Annotated in this window: 20 protein-coding genes; 19 read left to right on the top strand and 1 reads right to left on the bottom strand. The window is 49.3% G+C overall.

Annotated elements, in window-relative coordinates; all coding sequences use genetic code 11:
• Positions 1–96: 96 nt before the first annotated feature.
• From EPV75_RS07875 to EPV75_RS07785, 19 genes are all read left to right on the top strand, one after another.
• Positions 97–1,197, top strand: a complete 1,101-nt coding sequence (locus EPV75_RS07875) for a flagellar basal body P-ring protein FlgI (protein ID WP_029938353.1) — start codon at positions 97–99, stop codon at positions 1,195–1,197.
• A gap of 10 nt (positions 1,198–1,207) precedes the next feature.
• The gene (locus EPV75_RS07870) at positions 1,208–1,678 is read left to right on the top strand and encodes a rod-binding protein (RefSeq protein ID WP_128385021.1); all 471 of its coding nucleotides are present in this window, start codon (positions 1,208–1,210) and stop codon (positions 1,676–1,678) included.
• 40 nt (positions 1,679–1,718) lie between these two features.
• Positions 1,719–3,557 (top strand): flagellar hook-associated protein FlgK, encoded by a 1,839-nt coding sequence (gene flgK / locus EPV75_RS07865; protein WP_128385020.1) that lies wholly within the window; start codon positions 1,719–1,721, stop codon positions 3,555–3,557.
• A 21-nt stretch (positions 3,558–3,578) separates the two neighbouring features.
• On the top strand, positions 3,579–4,598 hold the full coding sequence (gene flgL / locus EPV75_RS07860; protein ID WP_128385019.1) for a flagellar hook-associated protein FlgL: 1,020 nt from the start codon (positions 3,579–3,581) through the stop codon (positions 4,596–4,598).
• 139 nt (positions 4,599–4,737) lie between these two features.
• Entirely contained in the window at positions 4,738–5,988 is a 1,251-nt protein-coding gene (locus EPV75_RS07855; RefSeq protein ID WP_128385018.1) for a murein transglycosylase domain-containing protein, read from the top strand.
• Positions 5,989–6,049: 61 nt separating this feature from the next.
• Positions 6,050–7,051 carry an NAD-dependent 4,6-dehydratase LegB gene (locus EPV75_RS07850; RefSeq protein ID WP_128385017.1) on the top strand — a complete coding sequence of 334 codons (1,002 nt, stop codon included), beginning with the start codon at positions 6,050–6,052 and terminating at the stop codon, positions 7,049–7,051.
• Entirely contained in the window at positions 7,044–8,255 is a 1,212-nt protein-coding gene (locus EPV75_RS07845; protein ID WP_128385016.1) for a LegC family aminotransferase, read from the top strand. Before EPV75_RS07850 ends, EPV75_RS07845 begins: the two co-directional genes overlap by 8 nt.
• Positions 8,252–8,908 (top strand): acetyltransferase, encoded by a 657-nt coding sequence (locus tag EPV75_RS07840; RefSeq protein WP_128385015.1) that lies wholly within the window; start codon positions 8,252–8,254, stop codon positions 8,906–8,908. Before EPV75_RS07845 ends, EPV75_RS07840 begins: the two co-directional genes overlap by 4 nt.
• Positions 8,908–9,933 carry an N-acetylneuraminate synthase gene (gene neuB / locus EPV75_RS07835; protein WP_128385014.1) on the top strand — a complete coding sequence of 342 codons (1,026 nt, stop codon included), beginning with the start codon at positions 8,908–8,910 and terminating at the stop codon, positions 9,931–9,933. The genes EPV75_RS07840 and neuB overlap by 1 nt, the downstream gene beginning before the upstream one ends.
• Positions 9,926–11,113 (top strand): UDP-N-acetylglucosamine 2-epimerase, encoded by a 1,188-nt coding sequence (gene neuC / locus EPV75_RS07830; protein WP_192893968.1) that lies wholly within the window; start codon positions 9,926–9,928, stop codon positions 11,111–11,113. Before neuB ends, neuC begins: the two co-directional genes overlap by 8 nt.
• On the top strand, positions 11,110–12,009 hold the full coding sequence (locus tag EPV75_RS07825) for a methionyl-tRNA formyltransferase (RefSeq protein ID WP_128385012.1): 900 nt from the start codon (positions 11,110–11,112) through the stop codon (positions 12,007–12,009). The genes neuC and EPV75_RS07825 overlap by 4 nt, the downstream gene beginning before the upstream one ends.
• 2 nt (positions 12,010–12,011) lie before the next feature.
• The gene (locus EPV75_RS07820) at positions 12,012–12,683 is read left to right on the top strand and encodes a PIG-L deacetylase family protein (protein ID WP_128385011.1); all 672 of its coding nucleotides are present in this window, start codon (positions 12,012–12,014) and stop codon (positions 12,681–12,683) included.
• Complete coding sequence (locus EPV75_RS07815) at positions 12,683–13,405, top strand: acylneuraminate cytidylyltransferase family protein (protein WP_128385010.1); 723 nt, start codon at positions 12,683–12,685, stop codon at positions 13,403–13,405. The genes EPV75_RS07820 and EPV75_RS07815 overlap by 1 nt, the downstream gene beginning before the upstream one ends.
• Entirely contained in the window at positions 13,402–14,358 is a 957-nt protein-coding gene (locus EPV75_RS07810) for a methyltransferase domain-containing protein (RefSeq protein ID WP_128385009.1), read from the top strand. Before EPV75_RS07815 ends, EPV75_RS07810 begins: the two co-directional genes overlap by 4 nt.
• 58 nt (positions 14,359–14,416) lie before the next feature.
• The gene (locus EPV75_RS07805; protein WP_128385008.1) at positions 14,417–15,502 is read left to right on the top strand and encodes an N-acetylneuraminate synthase family protein; all 1,086 of its coding nucleotides are present in this window, start codon (positions 14,417–14,419) and stop codon (positions 15,500–15,502) included.
• Positions 15,495–16,487, top strand: coding sequence for a phosphotransferase (locus tag EPV75_RS07800; RefSeq protein ID WP_128385007.1), 993 nt, complete (start codon positions 15,495–15,497; stop codon positions 16,485–16,487). Before EPV75_RS07805 ends, EPV75_RS07800 begins: the two co-directional genes overlap by 8 nt.
• A gap of 151 nt (positions 16,488–16,638) precedes the next feature.
• Entirely contained in the window at positions 16,639–17,790 is a 1,152-nt protein-coding gene (locus EPV75_RS07795; protein ID WP_128385006.1) for a hypothetical protein, read from the top strand.
• Positions 17,783–18,499 (top strand): acylneuraminate cytidylyltransferase family protein, encoded by a 717-nt coding sequence (locus tag EPV75_RS07790; protein ID WP_128385005.1) that lies wholly within the window; start codon positions 17,783–17,785, stop codon positions 18,497–18,499. Before EPV75_RS07795 ends, EPV75_RS07790 begins: the two co-directional genes overlap by 8 nt.
• 27 nt (positions 18,500–18,526) lie before the next feature.
• Entirely contained in the window at positions 18,527–19,579 is a 1,053-nt protein-coding gene (locus EPV75_RS07785; RefSeq protein WP_128385004.1) for a nucleotidyltransferase family protein, read from the top strand.
• 86 nt (positions 19,580–19,665) lie between these two features.
• Here the strand turns inward: EPV75_RS07785 and EPV75_RS07780 are convergent, their stop codons facing one another.
• Positions 19,666–22,149 carry a 6-hydroxymethylpterin diphosphokinase MptE-like protein gene (locus EPV75_RS07780; protein ID WP_128385003.1) on the bottom strand — a complete coding sequence of 828 codons (2,484 nt, stop codon included), beginning with the start codon at positions 22,147–22,149 and terminating at the stop codon, positions 19,666–19,668.
• Positions 22,150–22,306 lie beyond the last annotated feature (157 nt).

The following is a 22,306-nucleotide window of genomic DNA, read 5'->3' as shown; positions in this document are numbered from 1 at the left end:
TGAATTATTTTCAGTGTTTTTATTCGTTATGGCATAACTGATGCTACGGTTCTATTAAAATAACAATAAAATTGTCCTAAAGAATAGGAGAAAACCATGTTTACCAGAAGAAATGTCATTTTAATGGCGGTCTTACTCGTTTGGAGTGCGGTGTCCTATGCCGAAAGAGTCAAGGATTTGGCGAATGTCGCAGGCGTGCGTTCCAACCAATTGATTGGTTACGGTTTGGTCGTGGGGTTGAATGGAACCGGTGACAAGACCGATTATGCCGACCAGAGTTTGCTCAGTATGCTGAACAAGTTCGGCATCAATCTGCCGCCGGGCACCAAGACCAATTCCAAAAACGTCGCAGCCGTTGCGGTTCATGCCGATTTGCCGGCATTTTCTAAGCCCGGGCAACGAATCGATGTGACGGTTTCCTCGCTGGGGAATGCGAAAAGTTTGCGAGGCGGTACTTTACTCTTGACCCCGTTAAAAGGGGTGGACGGTAATGTGTACGCCTTGGCGCAAGGGAACCTGATTGTGGGCGGGTTGGACGCTTCCGGTGCCGATGGTTCCCGTATTACGGTAAACGTGCCGAGTGTCGGCCGAGTACCGGGCGGTGCGTCAGTGGAAAAAACGGTCAACAGCGGGTTTGATTTGGGCAATACCATTACATTGAATTTGAAAAATGCCGACTTCACGACGGCATCGAATTTGGTGAAAGCCATCAATGAAAAACTGGGTGACGGCACCGCTTATGCCTTGGACGGCGAATCGGTTGAAGTGATGGCGCCGCGTATTCCAAACCAGCGCGTGGCATTTTTATCGATTGTTGAAAACATTGAAGTACAACCCGGAGCGGAAGCCGCCAGGGTGATTATCAATTCACGCACCGGTACGGTTGTGATTGGTAATAACGTGCGCGTTTCCGCGGCGGCGGTGACGCATGGCAACCTGGTTGTGAAAGTGAGCGAGTTCAATAATGTCTCTCAACCAAATCCGTTTGCCGGTGGGGATACGGTCGTGACGCCAGAATCCGAAATCAGTGTGCAAAACGAAGGCAAGGGCCGAATGTTCAAATTCCCGAAAGGGGTGACATTGGATGATATCGTGCAGGCGGTCAATAAAGTCGGCGCGGCACCAGGTGACTTGGTGGCGATTTTGGAAGCACTGAAACAATCCGGTGCTTTGCAAGCCGATTTGATGGTGATTTAAGGAGGCAGCGATGTCGGGAGTGGATTTACAGGTCCCGAAACTGGAGGCCTATCAACAAATTTACGGCAATGGCGGCAGCTTTAATGACCTGAAGCAAATCGCGAAGCAGGATCAACGCGAAGCGTTGCGTCCGGTGGCGGAACAGTTTGAGGCGTTATTCTTGTCGCAAATTCTGAAAGAAGCCCGTAAGGTGAAATTCGATGATGGTTGGCTGGATGGCGACCAAGGCGATTTTTACCGGGATTGGTACGATCAACAGCTCGGTCAGGTTTTATCCTCTAAAGGTTCGTTGGGTTTAGCCGATAAAATAGTTGAAGAGCTTGCGCCCAAGTTGCCGACTGTGTCAAAATCAGATTATAAAGCCATGTTAAATCAAGGCGCTAAACAAGAAAACACACAAGCGGATGACACGCAAAAACAACAAGAAACAACACCGGCGCAAACGACAGAAGATAGCTTGGCATTACGACGCTTACGATAAGCCGTTGCCCAGGTGAAGCGACCAGAAAGAGGAAAATATAATGGCTGACCTATTATCCATTGGTGCAAGCGCGGCCAATACCTTTAAAAATGCAATTGATGTCACCAGCCATAACGTCGCGAATGTGTCGACGGAAGGTTACAGTCGTCAACGTGCCGAAATCTCCAGTAATGCGACCAATTCTCTGACGACGGCTTTCAATGGCGGCGGTTCGTCTGTTGATACCATTGAACGTATCTATGCCAGCTACATCCAGACGCAACTCGTTAACAGCAATAGTCTGAAATCCCGTTATGATGAGCAGCTTTCTCTTGCACAGCAGGTTGAGGGGGTTATCGCCAGTAACGATGAAGGTGTTCAAGATTTCATGCAGCGCATTTTTGATTCATTTCAGGAGCTGGCGGATAATCCGACTTCCTCGACCACTCAACAAGTGGTGTTGGACGAATCGGTCAACATGGAAAGCTTGTTGGGCAATATGACTAATGTATTGAACGAGACAAACGAACAGGTCAATAAACAGCTTTCGAATACGGTAAATGAGGTGAACACTCGTTTAGAAGCGATTCACAAAATCAACGAGCAAGTGGCTAATTTGATTAATACCAATGCTCAACCACCCAATGACCTACTGGATCAACGTGATCAGGCCATCTTGGAATTGAGTCAATATATGGACATCAAGACCTACCCTCAAGACGATGGCAAAATCAATGTGTCGACTGGCGATGGCCGTTTACCGTTAATCAGTGATCGAACGCTGACTAAGTTGGATGCTGGTTTGTCCGAATATACGCACGATAACCGTTTTGAAGTCTATATGAATATCAACGGTGAACGTCGCGTGATTTCCGATAATATTAATGGCGGTGAATTGGGCGCCGTGTTGGATTTCCGGGAAAATATGCTGGATAAATCCATGAATGAGTTGGGCGTCGTATTGAATGGTATGACGGCCTCACTTAATTGGCAGCATTACCAAGGCTACGATGAAGATGGTAATGCCGGCGGTAATCTTTATGCACCGTTGGATACGAATGCATTGGCGAGCAGCAAAAACACCGGAACGGAAGATGGAACCAATATCTTGGTGAATTTTACGCCGGATATTGCAGCTTTGCCGGGTTATAACGGCCAGCCCCCTTATAATCCGGGTACTCAACCGGCTACCTACGGTGATAAAGAAACCTTTTTGGACACGGCTTTCACGGCAATTGGCGAGTTTAAGGCGAGAGAATACGAAGTTCGGGTCAATGGAGCGGGTGATTTTGACGTCTATGATGCAAGTGACGTTGGAAGTGGACCGCTTGCGACGGTTCCTTTCGGAACCAATACTGAAATTGATGGTTTGAATTTTGATTTCTCAGGTGTGGGTGCCGGTACGGTAACCGAAGGAGACAAGTTTATTGTCAAACCGCATCAAGCCATGTTGGAAAATTTTGAAACAGTTCTAACCGATTCCGGTCAGCTAGCAACACGGGGTCAGTCGCCTATCGATACAGGTGCGGCGGGACTGGATGACGAAGTACCGGCACCGGCCGCGGAAGGTGACAACACCAATATGGCCAATATGGCGAGCTTGCAAAATAAAAATTTACTGTATTCTGATGTGACGGGCACCCCCTCTGAAACTTTATTGGGCGGGTATTCCATGATGGCGACGAACGTGGGTACCTATGTCAGCAGCACTGAAATCCAGGCGACGGCACAATCGAATGTGTACGATCAGATGGTGAGCCGTAGAGAGTCATTATCCGGCGTGAACTTGGATGAAGAAGCCGCCAATTTATTGCGTTTTCAGCAAGCTTATCAGGCTTCTGCTCAAATTTTACAAACGGCTCAGTCCATTTTTCAAACCTTGATGAATGCCATCGGTTAATCGGCTTAGAGGGAATATCAAATGAGAATTTCAACCAACTTATTTCACATGCAGTCGTTTGCATCGATTGAAAAACATCAGAACTCCGTATTAGCGATTCAAGAGAAGTTAACGACCGGCCAGCGGGTAAACCGTCCGAGTGATGATCCGATCGCGACCAGTCAGATTAACGCATTGAATACGACAATGAAAACCTTAGACCAGTTTGAAAAAAATGGTGAGTATGCTAAATCGATGTTGTCGTATGAAGAAACGCAAATCGATTCCGGGGTGGACGCTGTTCAACGGGCACGTGAACTAGCCATTCAAATGATGAACGAAACCTACACACCAGAGCAACGGCAGGCGACCGGGGAAGAAATTGGCCAGCTGGTCGATCATTTAGCCAATTTGATGAACAGCACCAGCTCAGAAGGCGAGTTACTGTTTGGCGGTAATGTCGTGAGTGCGGATGCCGCTTTTGTTGAGGACACAGTCAATCCGGCTACAGCCACCGGCTTGAGCTACTATGCCTATATTGGCAGCACCAATGCCGGGGCCGAATACAATGAAGAAGCCAATTATGGTGGGCGATTCGTTCAAATTGGCTTTGACAGTGATGACAAGTTGAATCCGGATGACAATGGTGACCCTAGTCGCGTGCGAGTGACCGATAACGGTTCTGAGGTATTTGACATTCCTGGGGCGACATCTTTGCCGGCTGGGGTTGATCGTAATTTGTTGAATGTGATGGTTCAGTTAAAGGATTATTTGGATCAAGGTTTGCAGCCACCGGCTGAAATAGGGGACGATTTGCAGCAAAGTGTTATTGAAATGTCCAATGCACTATCCCAAGTGGGGAGTCGTCAGAACCGTATCGAAAACCAATATGATGCCGGGCAAGAATTCCGCATCGCTTTGGATGAACGACGCTCCAAACTACAAGATCAGGATGTGGTAGAAGGCATTTCCGAATTCACCATGAAACAAAATGCCTTACAGATGGCACAACAGGTGTTCAGTCAAGTTCAGGGTATGACGTTGTTCGATTATTTAAGATAAATTGGATGCGTATGCCGTATTTGAAAGCCTCTTTTTAGAGGCTTTTTGTTTTTTCGGAAGGACAATAAAATTGGCGTCGTAATTGCTAGAGTCTCTGAAGGATACAATACGGTTTACGGATTTTTGACAGAGGGTCGACGTGTCATTACCTAAAATTTTCTTTCATTTGATGTTTGCCATTATGATGCTGGGTGTCGTAAGCAGCGGAGTGATGACGGCTTTTCAGCACTGGGTGTTGTCGCAATCCCAGGCATCTGTTCCGGCGAAAACGCCGGTTATTGTGGAGTCCGGTATTCGTCATATGATTTCGTCTAACCCCAAAGCGTTGCCGACATCATTTGAACCGGAAGATAGATTCGAGGATGCCGAAAATACTTCGGCCCCTAAGTTTGAAATCCAACCGGACGACTCGAAACCGGCTTTTTCGTCCGAGCGACCACAGCCGGCATTTGTTAAAACCACGCCCAGCCCATCTTCAGAATCGTTGGAAAAAGCGGCCGAAACCTCGTCGGCTAAAGCCAGCCCGGTGTTGGTGGTGTATGAAAACGAGCTGGTGCTGGAGTTTCCGAAAGCCATCGCTTCCACGCAAAATATCAAAAACGCCGTCAGTCGTGTGTTGTTGCTGGATCGCCCGACAGCCGGGCACGAACTGTTGTCCCGTGAAAAAATGAATTTGCGCAAACGTCCATATTTTTATCGTCGAGTGTTGGATCAGAATCAAAATCCAGTCCGTTACCCGAAACAAGCTTTCGATTACGCCGATTACCTGATGGAGCACGAAGTGGAAGAGTTGTCCGATGAAGAAGGCGACTTTATCGCTCTGCACATTCCATTGCATGAAAGCGGTTTGTCGGGCCCGGCCAAAAACTACCAGGCCTGGGTGAAAACCTATGCGAGCGAATTTGGTGTGCCGGAATCTTTGATTTACGCGGTGATGGAAACGGAAAGCGCTTTTAACCCGAAAGCCGTTAGTCGTTCCAATGCGATTGGTTTGATGCAGGTGAAAGCGGAAGCGGCCGGTAAGGATGTTTATCAGTACATTGATGCCAAGCCGGGGCAACCCAGCTTGGACGAACTGTTCGATTCCGAAAAGAACATTCGCATGGGAACGGCTTATCTGGGCCTGTTGAAGCATGATTATCTGTCGGATATTCTGGATGATAAAATCAAGCAAATGGTGACCATTTCTTCTTATAATGGTGGCATCAAAACGGTTTTGGGGTTGTTTGGAAAAACACCGGAAGCGGCGATTAAACGTTTGAATCATATGAAACCGAATCAAGTGTATCGCAAATTGCGTTACGATCATCATTCGGACGAAACGCGTCGTTATTTGGATAAGGTCATGAAAGCCGAAACCAAATATCGGGAGTTGTTGCAGGAAACCTAAGGAGTTTCTGATTGAATATCAAACCGCTTCAAGACGAACATAATAAAAAAGTGAGAGAGGAATGACGGAAGCGTATTGGCAGGGAAAACAGGTGTTGGTCACGGGAGCGGACGGATTTATCGGGTCGCACTTAACCGAGCAACTCGTGAAAGCCGGAGCCAAAGTCCGCGCCCTGGCGTTATATAACTCCTTCAATTCCTGGGGCTGGCTGGACCAATCCCCGTATTTGGATGACATTGAAGTGGTAGCCGGCGACGTTCGGGATCCGTTCCTGTGCCGAAAAATCACCCAAGACTGTCACACTGTCTTTCATCTCGCCGCTTTGATCGCGATTCCGTATTCCTATATCGCACCGAATTCGTATGTAGAAACCAATGTCAACGGCACTTTGAATATTGCCCAGGCCTGCCTGGATAACGGCGTTCAACGATTGATGCATACCTCCACATCGGAAATCTACGGCACCGCGCAATATGTACCGATTGACGAAAAGCACCCGGCGCAACCGCAGTCGCCTTACAGTGCCAGTAAAATTGGGGCCGACGCCATGGCTATGTCATATTTCAACGCCTTCGAACTGCCGGTTTCCATTGCGCGTCCGTTCAACACTTACGGGCCGAGACAATCGGCCAGAGCGGTGATTCCGACCATCATTACTCAAATCGCCAACGGCATGAAAGAAATCAAACTGGGGGATACCAGCCCGACACGCGACTTCAATTTCGTCACCGATACCTGCCGTGGCATGATGGCGATCGCCCAATCCGAACACGCCATCGGTGAAACCATTAATATCGGTTCCAACTTTGAAATTTCCGTGCAGGATACGTTGGAAATGATTAAAGACATCATGCAGTCCGACGTGGTGTTCGTGACCGACGAGGCGCGCATTCGTCCGAAAGACTCGGAAGTCTTCCGTCTGTGGTGTGACAACACCTTGATTCAATCGCTAACCGGTTTCGAACCTCAGTACGATTTGCGTACCGGCTTGGAAGAAACCATTCGTTGGTTCCGCAATGTGGACAACCTCAAACAATACAAAGCGGGAATTTACAATGTCTGACCGCTTGGCCGACACGCAAACACTGATTGATTTTATCCGGGATACCTATGCCGTGCCAAGTGCCGAAGCCGGTTTGATTCCATTGCATGCCCCTTGTTTTGACGACACTGAAAAACACATGGTGTCGGACTGCATCGACAGCACCTTTGTGTCGTCGGTCGGCCAATATGTCAATCGTTTCGAAGAGGCTATGGCCGACTTTACGGGCGCCAAGCATGCGGTCGCGGTGGTGAATGGCACAATGGGCCTGTTTCTGGCGATGAAAGTGGTCGGCGTGCAGCCGGGCGATTTGGTCTTGACGCAATCTTTGACCTTTGTGGCAACACCGAATGCCATCAAACTGTGTGGCGCGGAGCCGGTGCTTTTGGATGTATCTCGTAAAACCATGGGCTTATGCCCGGACAGTTTAGCCAATTTTCTCGCCGAACAAACGCATTTGGAAAACGGGCAATGCCTGCACACCGAAACCGGTCGACGCATTGCGGCCTGTGTGCCGATGCATACCTTAGGGTTTCCGTGCGAAATCGACCGTTTGGTCGACATTTGTCGAGAACATCATATTAAGTTGGTGGAAGATGCCGCGGAAAGCCTCGGCTCCGAATATCGAGGGCGTCATACCGGTACGTTTGGCGAGGTCGGCGTGTTCAGTTTTAATGGCAATAAAATTCTCACCACCGGCGGTGGTGGCATGTTGGTGACCGACGATACGGAATTGGCCGCACACGCCAAACACCTCAGCACCACCGCCAAGGTGCCGCATGCGTGGCATTTTGAGCATGACGAAGTGGCGTATAACCTGCGGATGCCGAATTTGAATGCCGCATTGGGCGTGGCGCAAATGCAAAAGCTGCCGGCGTTTCGCCAGCAGAAACGCGCTTTGGCTGAGCGCTACCGGACCATTATTGAAAAAACACCAGGCCTGGCGTTTTTTGATGATGCCAATAATGACCATGCCGCGGCTTCCAATTATTGGTTGAATGCGGTTTTGTGCGACGGTGCCGCTCATCGCGAGGCGTTTTTGGCTTTTACCAATGAACAGAATATTCAAACCCGCCCATTGTGGACACCGATGCACAAACTGGAAATCTACCAGGCCTGCTTGCAAACGGAACTGCCGAATACCGAATGGTTGGCCGATCGGGTTGTGAATTTACCGAGCGGGATTCCTTGCCAAGGTGCGGCAAAAGGGGGCGTGACGTCATGAACCGAACGCCTTTGTTGTTATTGGGAGGGGGAGGCCATTGCGCTGCCGTCATTGATGTGATTGAAGCCACAGATGCTTATGAGATTGTCGGCATTATCGAGTCGCCCGAATCGCAAACCGAATGTGTGTTGGGGTACCCGGTCATCGGTACCGACGACGATTTGCCTTATTGGGTTCAAAAAGTACCGGCTTGCCTGATAACGGTCGGTCAGCTTAAATCTTCGGCGGTGCGTCGTCGATTATTTCAACAGGTGCTTGATTTGGGCGGACATTTGCCCAGCGTGATTTCGCCGTTCGCCAAGGTGGCGGCGTCGGCCATTATCGGCGATGGCACCGTGGTGATGCATCATGCCTTGGTGAATCCGTTGGCGGAAATCGGCGCCAATAGTATTATCAATTCCAAAGCGCTGGTTGAGCATGATGTCCGAATCGGTGCGCATTGTCATATTGCCACTGGGGCGTTATTGAATGGGGGTGTGACCGTGGGGGATGATTGCTTGATCGGCAGTGGCTCGATGGTGGTGCAATCAACGCGTATTATCGGAAAAACTATCGTGGGCGCGGGCTCGGTGGTGGTGAAGGATATTGTCGAATCAGGTGTTTATATTGGACAGCCGGCGGCTCGGCACCTGAAAATGGAGGCGGAGGACTAATGTCGGTTCAGAAGCATACTTTCATTATTGCCGAAGCTGGAGTTAATCATAATGGTGACTTGCAAACCGCGTTGGCCTTGGTCGATGCCGCCGTTGCGGCGGGCGCGGATGCGGTGAAGTTCCAAACGTTCAAAACCGAAGAATTGGTGACGCAAACGGCCGAACAAGCCGCGTATCAGACCGATAATACCGGTGTGAAAGAAAGCCAGTTTGCGATGCTGAAACGGCTGGAATTGTCGGAGCAAGCTCACTTTGAGTTGTTAACCTATTGCCAAAAACATCATATCGAGTTCATGTCCACGGCGTTTGATTTACCGAGCGTTGATTTCCTGCATCGGCTTGGTGTCAAACGCTGGAAAATCCCGTCGGGTGAATTATTGTCAATTCCTTACCTACGTAAGATTGGCGGGTTGAATCAACCGACCATTTTGTCCACCGGCATGGGACGTTTGGACGAGGTGGTATTGGCGGTCGAAACGCTGCTCAAAGCAGGCCTGGCGAAAAATAACTTAACGATTTTGCATGCCAATACGGCCTATCCGACGCCGTATGAAGACGTGAACTTGCGGGCCATGCAGACTTTGGCGGAAACCTTTCAAGTGGCGGTGGGGTTGTCGGATCATTCGCTGGGCATTGAAGTACCGATTGCCGCCGTGGCGATGGGCGCGGAGATGGTTGAAAAGCATTTTACCTTGGATAAAAGCTTACCGGGGCCGGATCATAAAGCCAGCTTGGAACCGTATGAATTGAAAAACATGGTAACAGCTATCCGGCACGTGGAAGCGGCTTTGGGCGATGCCGAGAAACGACCATCGAATTCCGAATCCGGTAACTTGGCGGTGGTCCGAAAACGTTTGGTGGCGGCGAAACCGATTGCGAAAGGCGAGATTTTTACCGACCAAAATGTCACGATGAAGCGTTCGGATACGGGCGTCACGGGCTTTTTCTGGGACGATGTCATCGGCTGTGCGGCGGCTCGTGATTTAGGTGTCAACGCGGCGATTGAAGAGGATGATTATGTCTGACATCAATCGAATCGCACTGGTCACCAGCGGCCGAGCCGATTACGGTTTGTTGAAGCCGTTGTGGCAAAAACTACAAGCGGATGCCCTGTTTGCACCGACCATGATTGCCACCGGGTCACATTTGGTCGCGGAACAGGGAGAGACCATCTCGGTGTTGAAAGCCGATGGCATAGAGCCTTTGCTTGAAGTGGATATGGCTTTGCAGGGCGATCAACCGTCGCAACTGGCTGAAGCCAGTGGTCAGGCGTTGGCTAGGTTCGGGCGTTTATTCGAACAGCATGACTTTGATTTGGTGGTGATTCTGGGTGATCGTTTCGAAATGCTGGCCGTGGCCATGGCCGCGATGTTGAATCGGTTGCCTATTGCGCATTTACATGGTGGTGAAGCCACGTTTGGGTTAATTGACGATGCCGTTCGACACAGCCTGACGAAAATGTCGGCACTGCATTTCGTCTCGCACGACGATTATGCGCGACGTGTGATTCAAATGGGGGAGCAACCAAGCCGAGTGTTCAATGTCGGTGCCATTGGTTTGGATAATATTGTGGAACTGCCATTGCTGTCCTCCACCGCGTTGCAAGACGAAACCGGGGTGGACTGGACGATTTCAACGGTGCTCATGACCTATCATCCGGTGACTTTGAATGATGCGTCCGCGGCCGCACAGGAAATGGAAGTGGTTTTGGATGCGGTGATTGCAAGCGGTTTGCAAACGGTGATTACCATGCCGAATATCGATGCGGGCGGTGAGGCTATGTATCAAGTGATTGTCGCCGCCCAGCAAGCCCATCCCGAACAGCTGCACCTGGTGAAATCGCTGGGACAATTGCGCTATTTGAGTGCCATGCAGCACTGCGCAATGGTGTTGGGGAATTCTTCCAGTGGCATCATTGAAGCGGCTTCGTTTCAAAAACCGGTGGTCAATATTGGCGAACGCCAGTTGGGACGGGTGACGGGCGCGAATGTTCTGCATGTCGATTGCCAAACGGAAGCGATATTGCAAGCGATTGAAACCGCTTTATCGGATGCCTTTGTGTGTTTGTTGGCCGGTGTAAAAAATCCTTATGGAAACGGGCATACGGCCGAAAAAATAGTAGGACACCTGAAAACATTATCATTGCAAGATCGAAGTGCTTTATTGAAAAAAGGGTTTCACGATTGCGCGGAGGCCTGTTCATGAAAGTGTTGGTGATCGGTGCGGTGGATTTTAGTTTGCACTGTTTGAATATTTTGAATCAAGCTGGGGCCGACATCGTCGGTGTGGTTTCCACCGAACAGCCGGAGCGTTATTCGGATTATGCGGATATGGAACCGCTTTGCTGTCAGCACGGTTGGCCGTTTCAACGTGTGACGGACATCAATTCACCTGTGACTTTGGATTGGATAGGGCAACGTCAACCGGATGTCATTTTTTGTCTTGGTTGGTCACAGTTGATTAAAACGTCATTATTGGCACAACCGCCGTTAGGCGTGATTGGCGCGCACCCCAGTCTTCTGCCGCACAATCGAGGGCGACATCCGTTAATTTGGGCGTTAGTGCTCGGGTTGGAGAAAACCGGTTTGAGTTTTTTTCAAATGAACGAAGGCGCGGACACCGGGGACATCTTGGCTCAGAGCGAAATTCCGATTGGTGCAGACGATAATGCCGAGGATTTGTATGAAAAGGTTAAGGTCACGGCCGTGCCACTATTGACAGAACTTTTTCAGGCCTTAGCCGAAGGGCGGGTGCAACCGCTTCCACAAGCGGCATCGTGCGGAAATCATTGGCGGAAACGCTCTAAAGTCGATGGGCAAATCGATTGGCGCATGTCGACAAAGGCGATTCATAATCTGGTAAGAGCGTTGCATCGACCTTACCCGGGCGCGACGGCAAGTTATGGTCAAACGGAATTTGTCGTTTGGCAAGTGGAAAACGTCGATTGGCCCGACGCCGAATATGAAATCGAGTACCACGAACCGGGCAAAATTTTAGCTCTGCGGGACGGGAAGCCGATTGTCAAAACCTATGATGGCGTGCTGAAATTGAAACAGATAGAACCGGAGTTGGATTTTACTCCCGATACGTATATGGATTGAACATGGCAAATGTTGTTGTTTTTGCACCGCACCCGGATGACGAAACGCTGGGCTGCGGAGCCACTTTATTAAAGCACCTGGCGAAAGGTGACCAGGTCAGCTGGGTGATTGTGACCCGCATGACTGAACAAATGGGGTTTGATGCCGAGCGCCAAGCCAAACGGCAAGCCGAAATTGAACAGGTGGCTGAAGCCTACGGTTTCCATCACGTATTTGAGTTAGGGTTTCCGGTCGCGGAACTGGACCGGGTCGCGATGAAGGATTTGGTCGGTGCTTGTTCTGAGGTGATTCAGCAGACGCAAGCAAATGTCTTGTATTTGCCTTATCGTGGGGATGCACACTCGGATCATGCTTATGTATATGATGCCGTGTCCGCTTGTACCAAAAACTTTCGATATCCGAGTGTCCGTTCGGTTCGGGTATATGAAACCTTGTCGGAAACCGGCTTTGGATTGAATACCCAAGACACCGGGTTTCATCCTAACCTATGGGTGGATGTGACGGATTTTCTGTCGCGAAAAATCGAGCTGATGGCGTATTTTGAATCGGAAATGGCCAACCACCCGTTTCCGCGTTCGGAAGCGTCTTTGCGCGCCTTGGCTGTTTTGCGCGGCGCGCAGATTCAGACAGAAGCGGCCGAAGCTTTCATGAGTGTGAAAGAGGTGGAGGTCTGATGTCTTCGGCCATTGCATTGATTCCGGCCAGAGCCAATTCCAAGCGTTTTCCGCGCAAGAATTTAGCGATGTTGGGCGATAAGCCCTTACTCGCCTGGACGATTGAAGCCGCGCTGGAAAGTGGCGTTTTTGACGAAGTGGTTCTGTCTTCCGACAGTGATGAAATTCTGCAAACCGTGTCCGGTTATCAGGACGCCGGATTGACATACGAGTTACGATCGCCACATTTGGCCACGGACGATGCCACGGCGGTTCAAGTGCTTTCGGATGTGATTGCCCGGCGCGCCGCCGATGGCAAAAACTACCAGGCCTGCAGTTTGCTGTTGCCGACTTGTCCGTTCCGAGACGCCCAAGATATTCAACGCGCTTTTGCGCTATTGACGGATGAAGTCAAATCGGTGGTGTCGATGAAGCAAACCGCTCAATTGCCGCAGTTCATGTTTCGTCAATCGGAGGACGGTTTGGCCAAAGTGCCTGAGCAATTCTGTTCCACGGACTTTGCCGCGACACGTTTGCAAGCCAATCCTGAATACTTTTACCCGAACGGCGCCATTTATTTTGCACACACTGATGCGTTTCTTTCTGAGCAACGTTTTTACACAGATAACATGAAAATTTACAGCATGCCGGAAGCCCGTTCGATCGATATCGATAATCAAGTGGATTTGGTTTTTGCCCAGGCCGTTTTAGAAAATAACATACATCAAGAGGATTTTGCATGAGTCAGTTTCAATCGCAGGAAGTTTTAAAACACGCTTTGAATTTATGGTGGTTGCGGCCGGAAAATGCTTTGGCACTAGCGTCCTATGTCATCAATGGTGTTGATTTAACCCCGAAAGACGGTGAAAAAACCGCCGATTTTGCCTGCGGTGACGGGGTGAATACCTTCTTTAAGTGCGGTGGGCGCTTCACCGAAGACTTTGACTTGTTTATTGCCGGTGCCGGTCAACAAAAGACCACGGACGTCGCCGCGAAAGACATTGATGTTTTCGATTATTACGATCAAGCCTACCGACCGGTCATTGAACAGACCCCAACAAGAGGGTTTACCTATGGTACCGATCACAAGGAAAATCTGCTGAAAAAGGCTGAGACATTGGACTTTTATCAAAGTCTGCACCTGGCTGATTTACGTGATGAAGTGACCGGAATTGAGGATGGCAGTCTGGATAAGGTGTATTGCAATAGCCTGTATTGGGTGGCGGAAACCGATGTGGCACTGCAAGCGATGAAGCGGAAATTAAAGCCATCCGGTGTGATGGTGATTGATGTTTTCACTACGGAGAAGAAAGAACTGGACTGGGGCAAGTTGATGCCGGGTACGCCTGATTTGTGGCAGCAGATGCTGAATCGCGGACGTCAGGCCACGAATCCGGGGTTACGTGATGAAAGTGGCTGGGAGATGTTGTTTGCGGATTGCGGGTTGGAAGTCGTGGAGTCTCGCGACATTCTGCCCGCCAGCTTGGCGCACATTTGGAATTTGGGGATGCGCCCGATTTTTCCGATGTTGAATAAGATGGCCGCCAATTTGTCGGCCGACAACCGCATGGAGATTAAACAGGAGTGGGTGGAAGTCTTTACCGAACTGCTGTTGCCGGTGCTGGAGTATCCGGACTTGTTCGGACAGGATCAACGACGTTATCGGATGCAGTATGTGTTGCAACAAACGGCTTGAAATAAACGTCATCAAGCGCGTAACTCGCACGAGAGTGGAACCATTAAACGAATAAGCAATGGAAGTAATGGGTGAGACGATGACCAAGCATTTTGCATTGGAGTTTGAAATCGGTGGGCATCCGGTCGGGTTGGGCGAAGAACCGCTTTTCCTGCCGGACATCGGTACCTTTTTCAATCAAGATATTGAGCAAGCCGAGCAGATGATTCGTCAATTGGCGGAGGCCGGCGTCAAGGTGGTGAAAGGGGAAATCCTGCATCGACCGGATATTGCATTGGATACGGATTATGACGACGAGTATTTAGTCGATGGTAACCGGATTCAAAAAGAAAATTATCGTCGATTGATTGAGCGAAAAGTGGTTAGCCTCGCGGATTATCAACGATTATTCGCGCTGTGTCGCCGTCTGGGGATGCAGGTGGCGGTTTCGGTTTACGACTTTGAAGGGGCGCAATTTGCTGTGGACGAGGGCTGTGTAGCGTTAAAAGTCGCTTCGTCGAATATTACCCACCAACCGTTGATAGAGTACATCGCGCATCTTGGTTTACCGATGATCATGGATACCGGCCGGGCGGATTTGAGCGAAATTTCGCGGGCTGTCGGTTGGGCCGAAAAGGCCGGTGCCCGGCAATTGATTGTGCAACAAAGCCCGAAAGCTCCTCCGGCACCGGTGGGCGATCATAATTTGCGGTTTATGCAAACCTTACAGCAGACGTTTGGTTGTCTGACCGGATTATCCGACCACCATGTCGGTACGGAAATGCTATTGGCGGCAACGGTGATGGATGTGGCGGTGTTGGAAAAAGGTGTTTATATGGACGGTGCGGCCATGGACCAAGGCGTGTATCACTCTATGCCGGTGTCAGAGGTAGCGGATACGTTGAATCAGATTCGACAAATTCATGCAGCCCTGGGTGACGGGCGAGCACCGTTGGAAGCCAAGCCGCATCGTGCCCGGATGGGGTTGGTTGCCAAACAAGACTTGCCGGTGGGGGCAGTGTTAAGTTTGGATGTTGTGGATTTTGCCTTTCCGGCGTTGGGAATCGGTGCCCAGGCCTGGTCGGAAGTCGATAAGGCTGTGTTGACGAAACCGCTCACTCGCGGGCAGGTGATTCATTGGAGCCATCTTGAAGGGAATGCATAAACCACCGGCGTTTCCTTACCACGCGCCGGAGCAGGTGTGTTATGCACGCCTGTCGTCTTCCGAAGAAAGAGCTTTGCGCCACTTTTTGGGGGTGGAAAACGGTCGCCTGTCTCGCATGGAAGGCACGGCCTATGATTATCCGTTCGGTTTTTATCGTTTCGATGCTGATAAGTTTGAGACACCCAGCCAGTTTTTTAAACTGCTTCCCGAGGCTTTTTACGATTTGGAAGCATTTTCCGTTCAGTTGGAAGCCGATTTAAATCATGCCGGCGTGCTGGCGCGATCTTTGGATATTTCTGTCGCCACCTTTCAGGATGATACCGTCTGTTTAATCCGTGGCGATTTTCTGAACTTTTCTCCCTTGTCTTTGGACGAATCTCAAGTTATCGTTTTCGGTCAATATCTGGCCCGATTACACCGTGTTTTGAAACAGCATCCGTTACAGGTCAAGTGCCGTGATAATTGGCTTGAACGCAAAGCCGGTTTTAATCGGGTTTTGCAGAAAGTCACGGATCGGCTCAAAGCGTTTCCCGATTCGGATTGGATGCTTGATGACTTGACGATTTCGCCAAACGAATTGCACCTGTTTGTCGAGCATTATCCGTTATTGGATTTCGATTTGGACAGGGCGCAGATGGTGCACGGGGATTTGAATGTCGGAAATGTTCTGTCGCTTAACGGGCAACCTTGCGTAATCGATTATGAAAATGCTCGTTACAGCTTTTTTCCGGTCGGGTTTGATTTGGCGATGGCTTCACAGCGATTATTATGGGGGCGTGCTCCCGAAGAAGCCGAACGCTTGGAAAACTGTTTGTGCAAAGCCTACGGCTTGAAAGGCGATTTGACATCGCCCATGATCGCCTTGTCAATTCGGTCCATGGCGATTTTGTTGGAGAATATGCTTTTCAAGCAATGGCGCGTGCCGCAAAGCGAGTGGGATAAGTTCGTGGCGTTGGTTTATCAAGCGAAAAACCGGTACAAATAAGCTCTTGGAACTGTTCTGAAAAGGTTTCGGTTTGTCAAAACCGGTTGAATTTAGGGTGGCGAAATTTCGTATTTTTATATAACCTTAACCTTGGAACCGATTGGGTCAAATTAAAAAAGGAAAAAGGGGTTTTCACCGACCGTTTGATTTGATGATGAAATTATTGATTACTGCCAGAGACCCCGCAACGGCTGTTTCTTTTGAACGTTTGGTTCCCGAGCTTTACGCCAATGGCCGCTTTCATCTAAAGGTCTTGTGTCAGGAACCGGCGTACCGGTTACTGGAGCCGTTTGTGCCTCATGACGAGTTGCAGATAATTCCGCCAGGAGATTGTGATGCCGTGTTACAAAGCGCCATTTTGCGTGAAACGTTTGATACGTTTCAACCGGATGCGGTTCTGACCGGCATTTCCGGCCCGGATACCGGATTGGACGAAGCCGTTTTGCACTATGCCGCTGAGCAGCATATCCATTCTTACGCATTGCAAAGTTTCTGGGGCGGTGTTAACCAAGCCTCCGGCGCGTTACCGAATACCGCTTTCGTCATTGATGACGAAGCCGCGCGTTTGACTCACGAGCGCTACCCTCAAATTGAAAATATTCCAATTGGCTCCATCAAACACGCCGGTTATCGGTTTTATAACCCTTTGGCCGCGCGGCAACAAAAACGCCCAGGCCTGGCCGATTCTGCACCGGGCACGGTGCTGGTCGGTTTTTTCGGTCAGCCGATTTTGGACATCCCCGGGTACTTTGAAACACTTGAAGGTTTGGTGCGGCAATTATCAAAATGGCCTCGGCCTTTCAAGTTGCTGTATCGTCCCCACCCAAAAGAAAGTCGTCACCAGCGGGATAAGACATTTGCGTTGTTCCAAGACGCGCTCGGCGACCGAGCGATGATGAACCCCATGAGAGGCATTAAGGACAGCCTTGTCGTGTGCGACTTGGTTTTAAGTGCTTTTTCAAGCTCTGGTTTTGATAACCTTTATTTGAATGAAATTGCTCGGGAGCCGTTTAATGTCAGCGTTTATTTGTGGTTCGAACCGGCGTTGATTGAGTGGTGGCGGGGGTATAATCAGTTGGCGGAATTGCCGCTGGTGACTGAAGAGTTGTTGTTATCGGTCGATACAGAAGAAAGGTTACTGGCGGTTTTGGAACAGGGATTGCTCGAAGAAACTCGTCATGCGTTATGGGAAAGAGCCAAGCGGCATTTGCCGTGTCCGCAAGCGTCTACCGAGTTGCTCATTTCTAAGCTGTTAACGGATTTTGACGGCGTACAACCAGAAGGAAAACAGGGACATGGTTGAACAAGAAACAATTTTAGGGTTTATTCCTGCCCGTGGCGGTTCCAAAGGATTGATCGGAAAGAATCTTTATCCGATTTTGGATAAGCCTCTGTTGCAGTACACATTGGACGAAGTACAAAAAAGCCAGTATCTCAATGACTTGATGCTCTCCAGCGAGGATGCGGAAATCAATGCATTCGCCCAAAAATGCGGTTTGACGGGGGATTATGTTCGACCGGTGGAGTTGGCGGCGGATTCCGTGACCAATGTGGAAGTGCTTATGCATGCTTTGGACTGGTTGGAAGCGCGTGATCGTTTGCCGGATGCGGTGGTGTTATTGCAACCGACCACGCCGTTACGAACCGTCGAAGAGATTGATGCCGCGATTTTACAATTCCTAGAAAGTGAGCGGGATTCGTTAATCAGCGTGCAGCCGATGCGGGAGCATCCCTATAAATGTTTGCAAGTGCAGGGGGATGATTGGCGCTATTTGGCCCAACCGGACACCTATGTCTCGCAACGCCAGGCCTTTGATGACGACTATTATGTGATTAACGGTGCCATTTATATTGCCACACCTCAGTTTTTGAGAGAGCATCGTCGTTTGGCGGTGGCCGGTTTGTCGGATTTGTTTATGATGGATGCGGTTTCCGGTGTGGATGTCGATGATTTGGCGGATGTCTACCAAGTGGAAGCCCTCTTGAAGATGCGTCAGGCGCAAATGGAATAATGCTAAAGGTGAAGTTGGGGAAAGGTGATGGATTTATTTGATTGGCCAGCCATTTCGATAGAAGAAAATGCGACGATTCGTGATGCCTTAACGGTATTGGACCAACAAGCCATGCAAATCGTCTTGGTGGTGTCCGAAGAGCGTTGTTTGCTCGGCACGGTGACCGATGGGGATATCCGTCGTGGCTTGCTGCGAGGGGAGACTCTGGACAGTTCCATCAAGTTGGTGGCGAATGCAACGCCTACTGTCGGGCTCGATTCGGAAACCGAGATGGTTTGGCATCAGCACATGAAACGGCGTTCGCTGCGGCATCTACCGATTTTGAATGATCGAAAACAAGTGGTCGGCCTGTATTACCGCAAAACGCAGGTGACGCCGCGTCGCCAAAACCCAGTGGTGTTGATGTTGGGTGGTTTGGGAATGCGTTTACGTCCCTTGACCGAGACCATCCCCAAGCCGATGTTGCCGGTCGGCAATCAACCGATTTTGGAAACCATCGTCAAACACATTGCCGACCAAGGGTTTACCGAATTTTATTTCTGCATCAACTACCTTGGCGATAAGATTCGCCAGTATTTCGGTGACGGCGAGAAATGGGGTATTCACATCACTTACATTGAAGAAAGCAAACCGATGGGGACGGCCGGAGCTCTAAGCTTATTGCCAGAACTACCAGGCCTGCCGCTTATTGTGATGAATGGGGATTTGCTGACGAAAATCGATTTTCGTTCCTTGCTGGACTTTCATGCCGAACACCAAAACTGTGTGACGACCTGTGTGCGTGAATATTCGCATCAAGTGCCTTATGGTGTGATTGAAATGGAAGGGCCATACATCAATCAACTGGTGGAAAAGCCGGTTTATCGTTATTTCGTGAACGCCGGCATCTATTGTTTGTCGCCGGAGGTGTTGTCGAGTATTCCGCAGGACAGTTTTTATGATATGCCGACTTTAGTGGACGCCTTGATTGAAGAAGACCGTAAAACCGGTGGTTTTCCATTGACGGAATATTGGATGGACATTGGGCATATCCCGGATTACGAACAGGCACAAGCGGACTATGAAGTGTATTTCAAGTAAGGTGGATGAGCTTCAAGCGGAAGCCCAAAATCAAAAAATAAAAAAGCCGACAAATTTGTCGGCTTTTTTATTGGGAGCGTTTTTCGCTAGCTTTTCGGCTGTGTGGCCAAGTTCATCAATTCATCGGCGACGATGTTGTCGGGGTCGATTTTTTTGATGTTTTGGATGGCTTGCATGGCGTCTTCCGTTAGACCGAGGTGAATCAGCAGCTTGACCAGTTTGATCCAGGTGGCGACATCCTCTTCGTTACGGTTGAGGTAATGCACGTAAATTTCAGCCGCACCAGGGCCGTCACCGGTGGCGGCCAGAATATCCGCGTAAGCGATGAAAAATTCATCGGAATAGTGCGTCAACACTTCCAGTGCATTCAAGGCCGTTTGGTAATCTTTTTTATCCAATGTGATGTTAACGACACGTTTTAAGCCTTCCATCAAGAGTTTTTCGTCTTTGATTTGGACGAATTCATTAAGCGCATCGTCCGGCATGTCTCTCAACTCATAGATAAAGCCGGCGCCCAGATGACACAGGTCTTTGGCTTGTTCATCCTCGCGTTCGGCGATGTAATTGACGAGTGCTTCCAAGTCATAGGGACGGTTTTCGACAAAATAACGTCGAATGCGTTCAAAGAGATTGGTGATGCTTTCACCCTTGGATTTCAACTGGCGGCTGAGTTTGGTTTCCGTTGCTTTCAGCTCTTCTTGATAGGTCTCTAGGAGAGCTTCAATGGCTTCGCGTTGGGCCGAGTCAAGCCGGTCGAGTGACAGACCATTCATTTTCAGCCAGACCAATGGGCGACCTTCTTCATGTAACTCATGCCATTGTTCGACCAGTTTGTCGAAGTGTTTGGTGCCTTCCGCTTCCTTTAAGCGATGGTTCAAGCGTGTGATGGCGCCTTCAATGGATTGCTTGAGCGGATCAGCCGAATCGACCAGGCCTGAGAAGTAGTGAATAAACGAATCCTTGATCTGGTCGCGGGTCATATCGTCTTTGCCGACACTGGGGTTCATGAAATCTTTATAGGCTTTAATGGAATAGTTGAAAATGAATTCGGCATGCGGTCCCATTTCGTCGTTGAGATTTTTTTGTAGTGAGACAATTTGTTGGGTCAGTTTGTCCGTTTCGGCTAAATCTTTGAAGAGTCGTTTGGCCAGTTTTTTCCCCTGCTTGGCTTCTTTGATGACGGTCCGGCATAAATCACGCATTTCCTGGCAGTAACGTTTGGCATTTTTTAAATGGGTTTTATACGGTTTTAAATCAAACGTCAGGTTTTCTTTAATCTGCATTAAGGCCGCGTCTTTGTCAGCGTTCGGCAATTCAATGTCGTTTGGATTGCGGTATTCGACATTTTTCATTAGAGCCGTGTCTTCGCTCAAGGTGTAGAAGCGGCTTCGAAACGTTTTGAGCGAGTAGGCGACGAATTCTTCCATGCCTTGGCGGGCGTTGGCAAAGCTGGGGGTTGTTTCGGCAATACGACCGGAGTAGGTCTCGACCCGGTTGGTGGCCTGTCCGAGGTATTTACCGGTTTTGGATTCGACACTTTCCGATTCATAACTTTGGCCATTTTCACCATAGCAGAAGTCGACACCTGAAAACAAAACCTGTTCTGCGCCAAGAAACGCGGCGACGGAAGTCATGGTATTGGTGACGGTTGGGCCGACGATGCCGAGGTTCTCCGGTTGCGGGTGATGGTCATCCACCCATGGGTACATAAGTCCTAGGTAAGCATGAATGCCGGACCATTCCGCGACCAGTTTATTGTTGGCGTTATTGGAATGCACGAGGACGGCGGTATCACCGAACTGCAGCATGGATTTACTGTTGTCGTAACTGACATCATGCGGATCGACAGTGACAAAGAAATCGGGCTGAATCTGTTCTTTTTTCAAGCGGTTGGCGATACGTGCCGCGGCAAAAATGACCAGTTTGTGTTGGTTGGCTTTGATCCAGTTGATGGATTTATCGAGTGACGGGCCGCCCCCCATAATGATGGCGGTCTTACCGGCCAATGCATTTTCCACTTTGGCAACCGGCAAGCTATTGGCGGCGAGGTTGTTCAATTGGCTGTCGATAAACACATTGTTGATGGCATAGCCACTTTCAGAAGCGGAAAAGATATTGTATTTATCCAGAATTTGATCCCATAAGTGACGGTAGACGTCATTTTTGGAGTCGATGACTGCCAGCGAACGTAACAGAGTGTAGCGTCCGTGCGCGATGTAATCGGAATAGCGTTCCGGTAGGTCGCCGAAGTTGAGGTCCTCTGGTTCCAGGTCTATGAGGTCTTCATTGCGTTCGAAGGTCTTATCGATATGCGAAATCAGTTCCGGCTTTTCAATGATGATGTAATGGCGCCCTTGATCGGCATGATATTTCTGCAGGTAGGGAATCAGCAGTCCGGAATCGGAACCGACAATGATAAACAGCCTGTTTTCCTGATTCAAAACATCATTGAAGACTTTATTGAACGTTGCGGTCGCGCCGACGTTATCAAAAGCCGTGTGGTTGATTTCTTGAAAATATTGGTCACCGAAGGAGTTGGTGTAGAGATTTTCGATATTAATTGTTTTCATAAGACCTGTTTTTGTGTTTTTTAAACCCGTTGAAAAGGCTTGTTTTTAAAGCTTTTTACAGACTAACAGAAAGTATGCCAAAAAAAATTTTAAAAAAAATCGATTTTTTTCCTAAAGCTTTATAAAAGTCAGCCGTTACCAACAGTGAAGGGAAAGA

Source organism: Hydrogenovibrio thermophilus (assembly GCF_004028275.1).
Lineage (GTDB): Bacteria > Pseudomonadota > Gammaproteobacteria > Thiomicrospirales > Thiomicrospiraceae > Hydrogenovibrio > Hydrogenovibrio thermophilus.
Note: the sequence above shows the minus strand (reverse complement) of the source record. Positions and strands in the feature narration are given on the sequence as shown.

What these genes read in the sequence shown, in the direction of transcription:
- EPV75_RS07870 (WP_128385021.1), top strand. Translation starts at nt 1,208, where the DNA reads ATGTCGGGAGTGGATTTACAGGTCCCGAAACTGGAGGCCTATCAACAA.
- EPV75_RS07820 (WP_128385011.1), top strand. Translation starts at nt 12,012, where the DNA reads ATGGCAAATGTTGTTGTTTTTGCACCGCACCCGGATGACGAAACGCTG.
- EPV75_RS07815 (WP_128385010.1), top strand. Translation starts at nt 12,683, where the DNA reads ATGTCTTCGGCCATTGCATTGATTCCGGCCAGAGCCAATTCCAAGCGT.
- neuC (WP_192893968.1), top strand. Translation starts at nt 9,926, where the DNA reads ATGTCTGACATCAATCGAATCGCACTGGTCACCAGCGGCCGAGCCGAT.
- EPV75_RS07785 (WP_128385004.1), top strand. Translation starts at nt 18,527, where the DNA reads ATGGATTTATTTGATTGGCCAGCCATTTCGATAGAAGAAAATGCGACG.
- EPV75_RS07840 (WP_128385015.1), top strand. Translation starts at nt 8,252, where the DNA reads ATGAACCGAACGCCTTTGTTGTTATTGGGAGGGGGAGGCCATTGCGCT.
- EPV75_RS07825 (WP_128385012.1), top strand. Translation starts at nt 11,110, where the DNA reads ATGAAAGTGTTGGTGATCGGTGCGGTGGATTTTAGTTTGCACTGTTTG.
- EPV75_RS07780 (WP_128385003.1), bottom strand. Translation starts at nt 22,149, where the DNA reads ATGAAAACAATTAATATCGAAAATCTCTACACCAACTCCTTCGGTGAC.
- EPV75_RS07790 (WP_128385005.1), top strand. Translation starts at nt 17,783, where the DNA reads ATGGTTGAACAAGAAACAATTTTAGGGTTTATTCCTGCCCGTGGCGGT.
- EPV75_RS07800 (WP_128385007.1), top strand. Translation starts at nt 15,495, where the DNA reads ATGCATAAACCACCGGCGTTTCCTTACCACGCGCCGGAGCAGGTGTGT.
- EPV75_RS07795 (WP_128385006.1), top strand. Translation starts at nt 16,639, where the DNA reads ATGATGAAATTATTGATTACTGCCAGAGACCCCGCAACGGCTGTTTCT.
- EPV75_RS07805 (WP_128385008.1), top strand. Translation starts at nt 14,417, where the DNA reads ATGGAAGTAATGGGTGAGACGATGACCAAGCATTTTGCATTGGAGTTT.
- EPV75_RS07845 (WP_128385016.1), top strand. Translation starts at nt 7,044, where the DNA reads ATGTCTGACCGCTTGGCCGACACGCAAACACTGATTGATTTTATCCGG.
- EPV75_RS07850 (WP_128385017.1), top strand. Translation starts at nt 6,050, where the DNA reads ATGACGGAAGCGTATTGGCAGGGAAAACAGGTGTTGGTCACGGGAGCG.
- EPV75_RS07875 (WP_029938353.1), top strand. Translation starts at nt 97, where the DNA reads ATGTTTACCAGAAGAAATGTCATTTTAATGGCGGTCTTACTCGTTTGG.
- EPV75_RS07810 (WP_128385009.1), top strand. Translation starts at nt 13,402, where the DNA reads ATGAGTCAGTTTCAATCGCAGGAAGTTTTAAAACACGCTTTGAATTTA.
- flgK (WP_128385020.1), top strand. Translation starts at nt 1,719, where the DNA reads ATGGCTGACCTATTATCCATTGGTGCAAGCGCGGCCAATACCTTTAAA.
- flgL (WP_128385019.1), top strand. Translation starts at nt 3,579, where the DNA reads ATGAGAATTTCAACCAACTTATTTCACATGCAGTCGTTTGCATCGATT.
- neuB (WP_128385014.1), top strand. Translation starts at nt 8,908, where the DNA reads ATGTCGGTTCAGAAGCATACTTTCATTATTGCCGAAGCTGGAGTTAAT.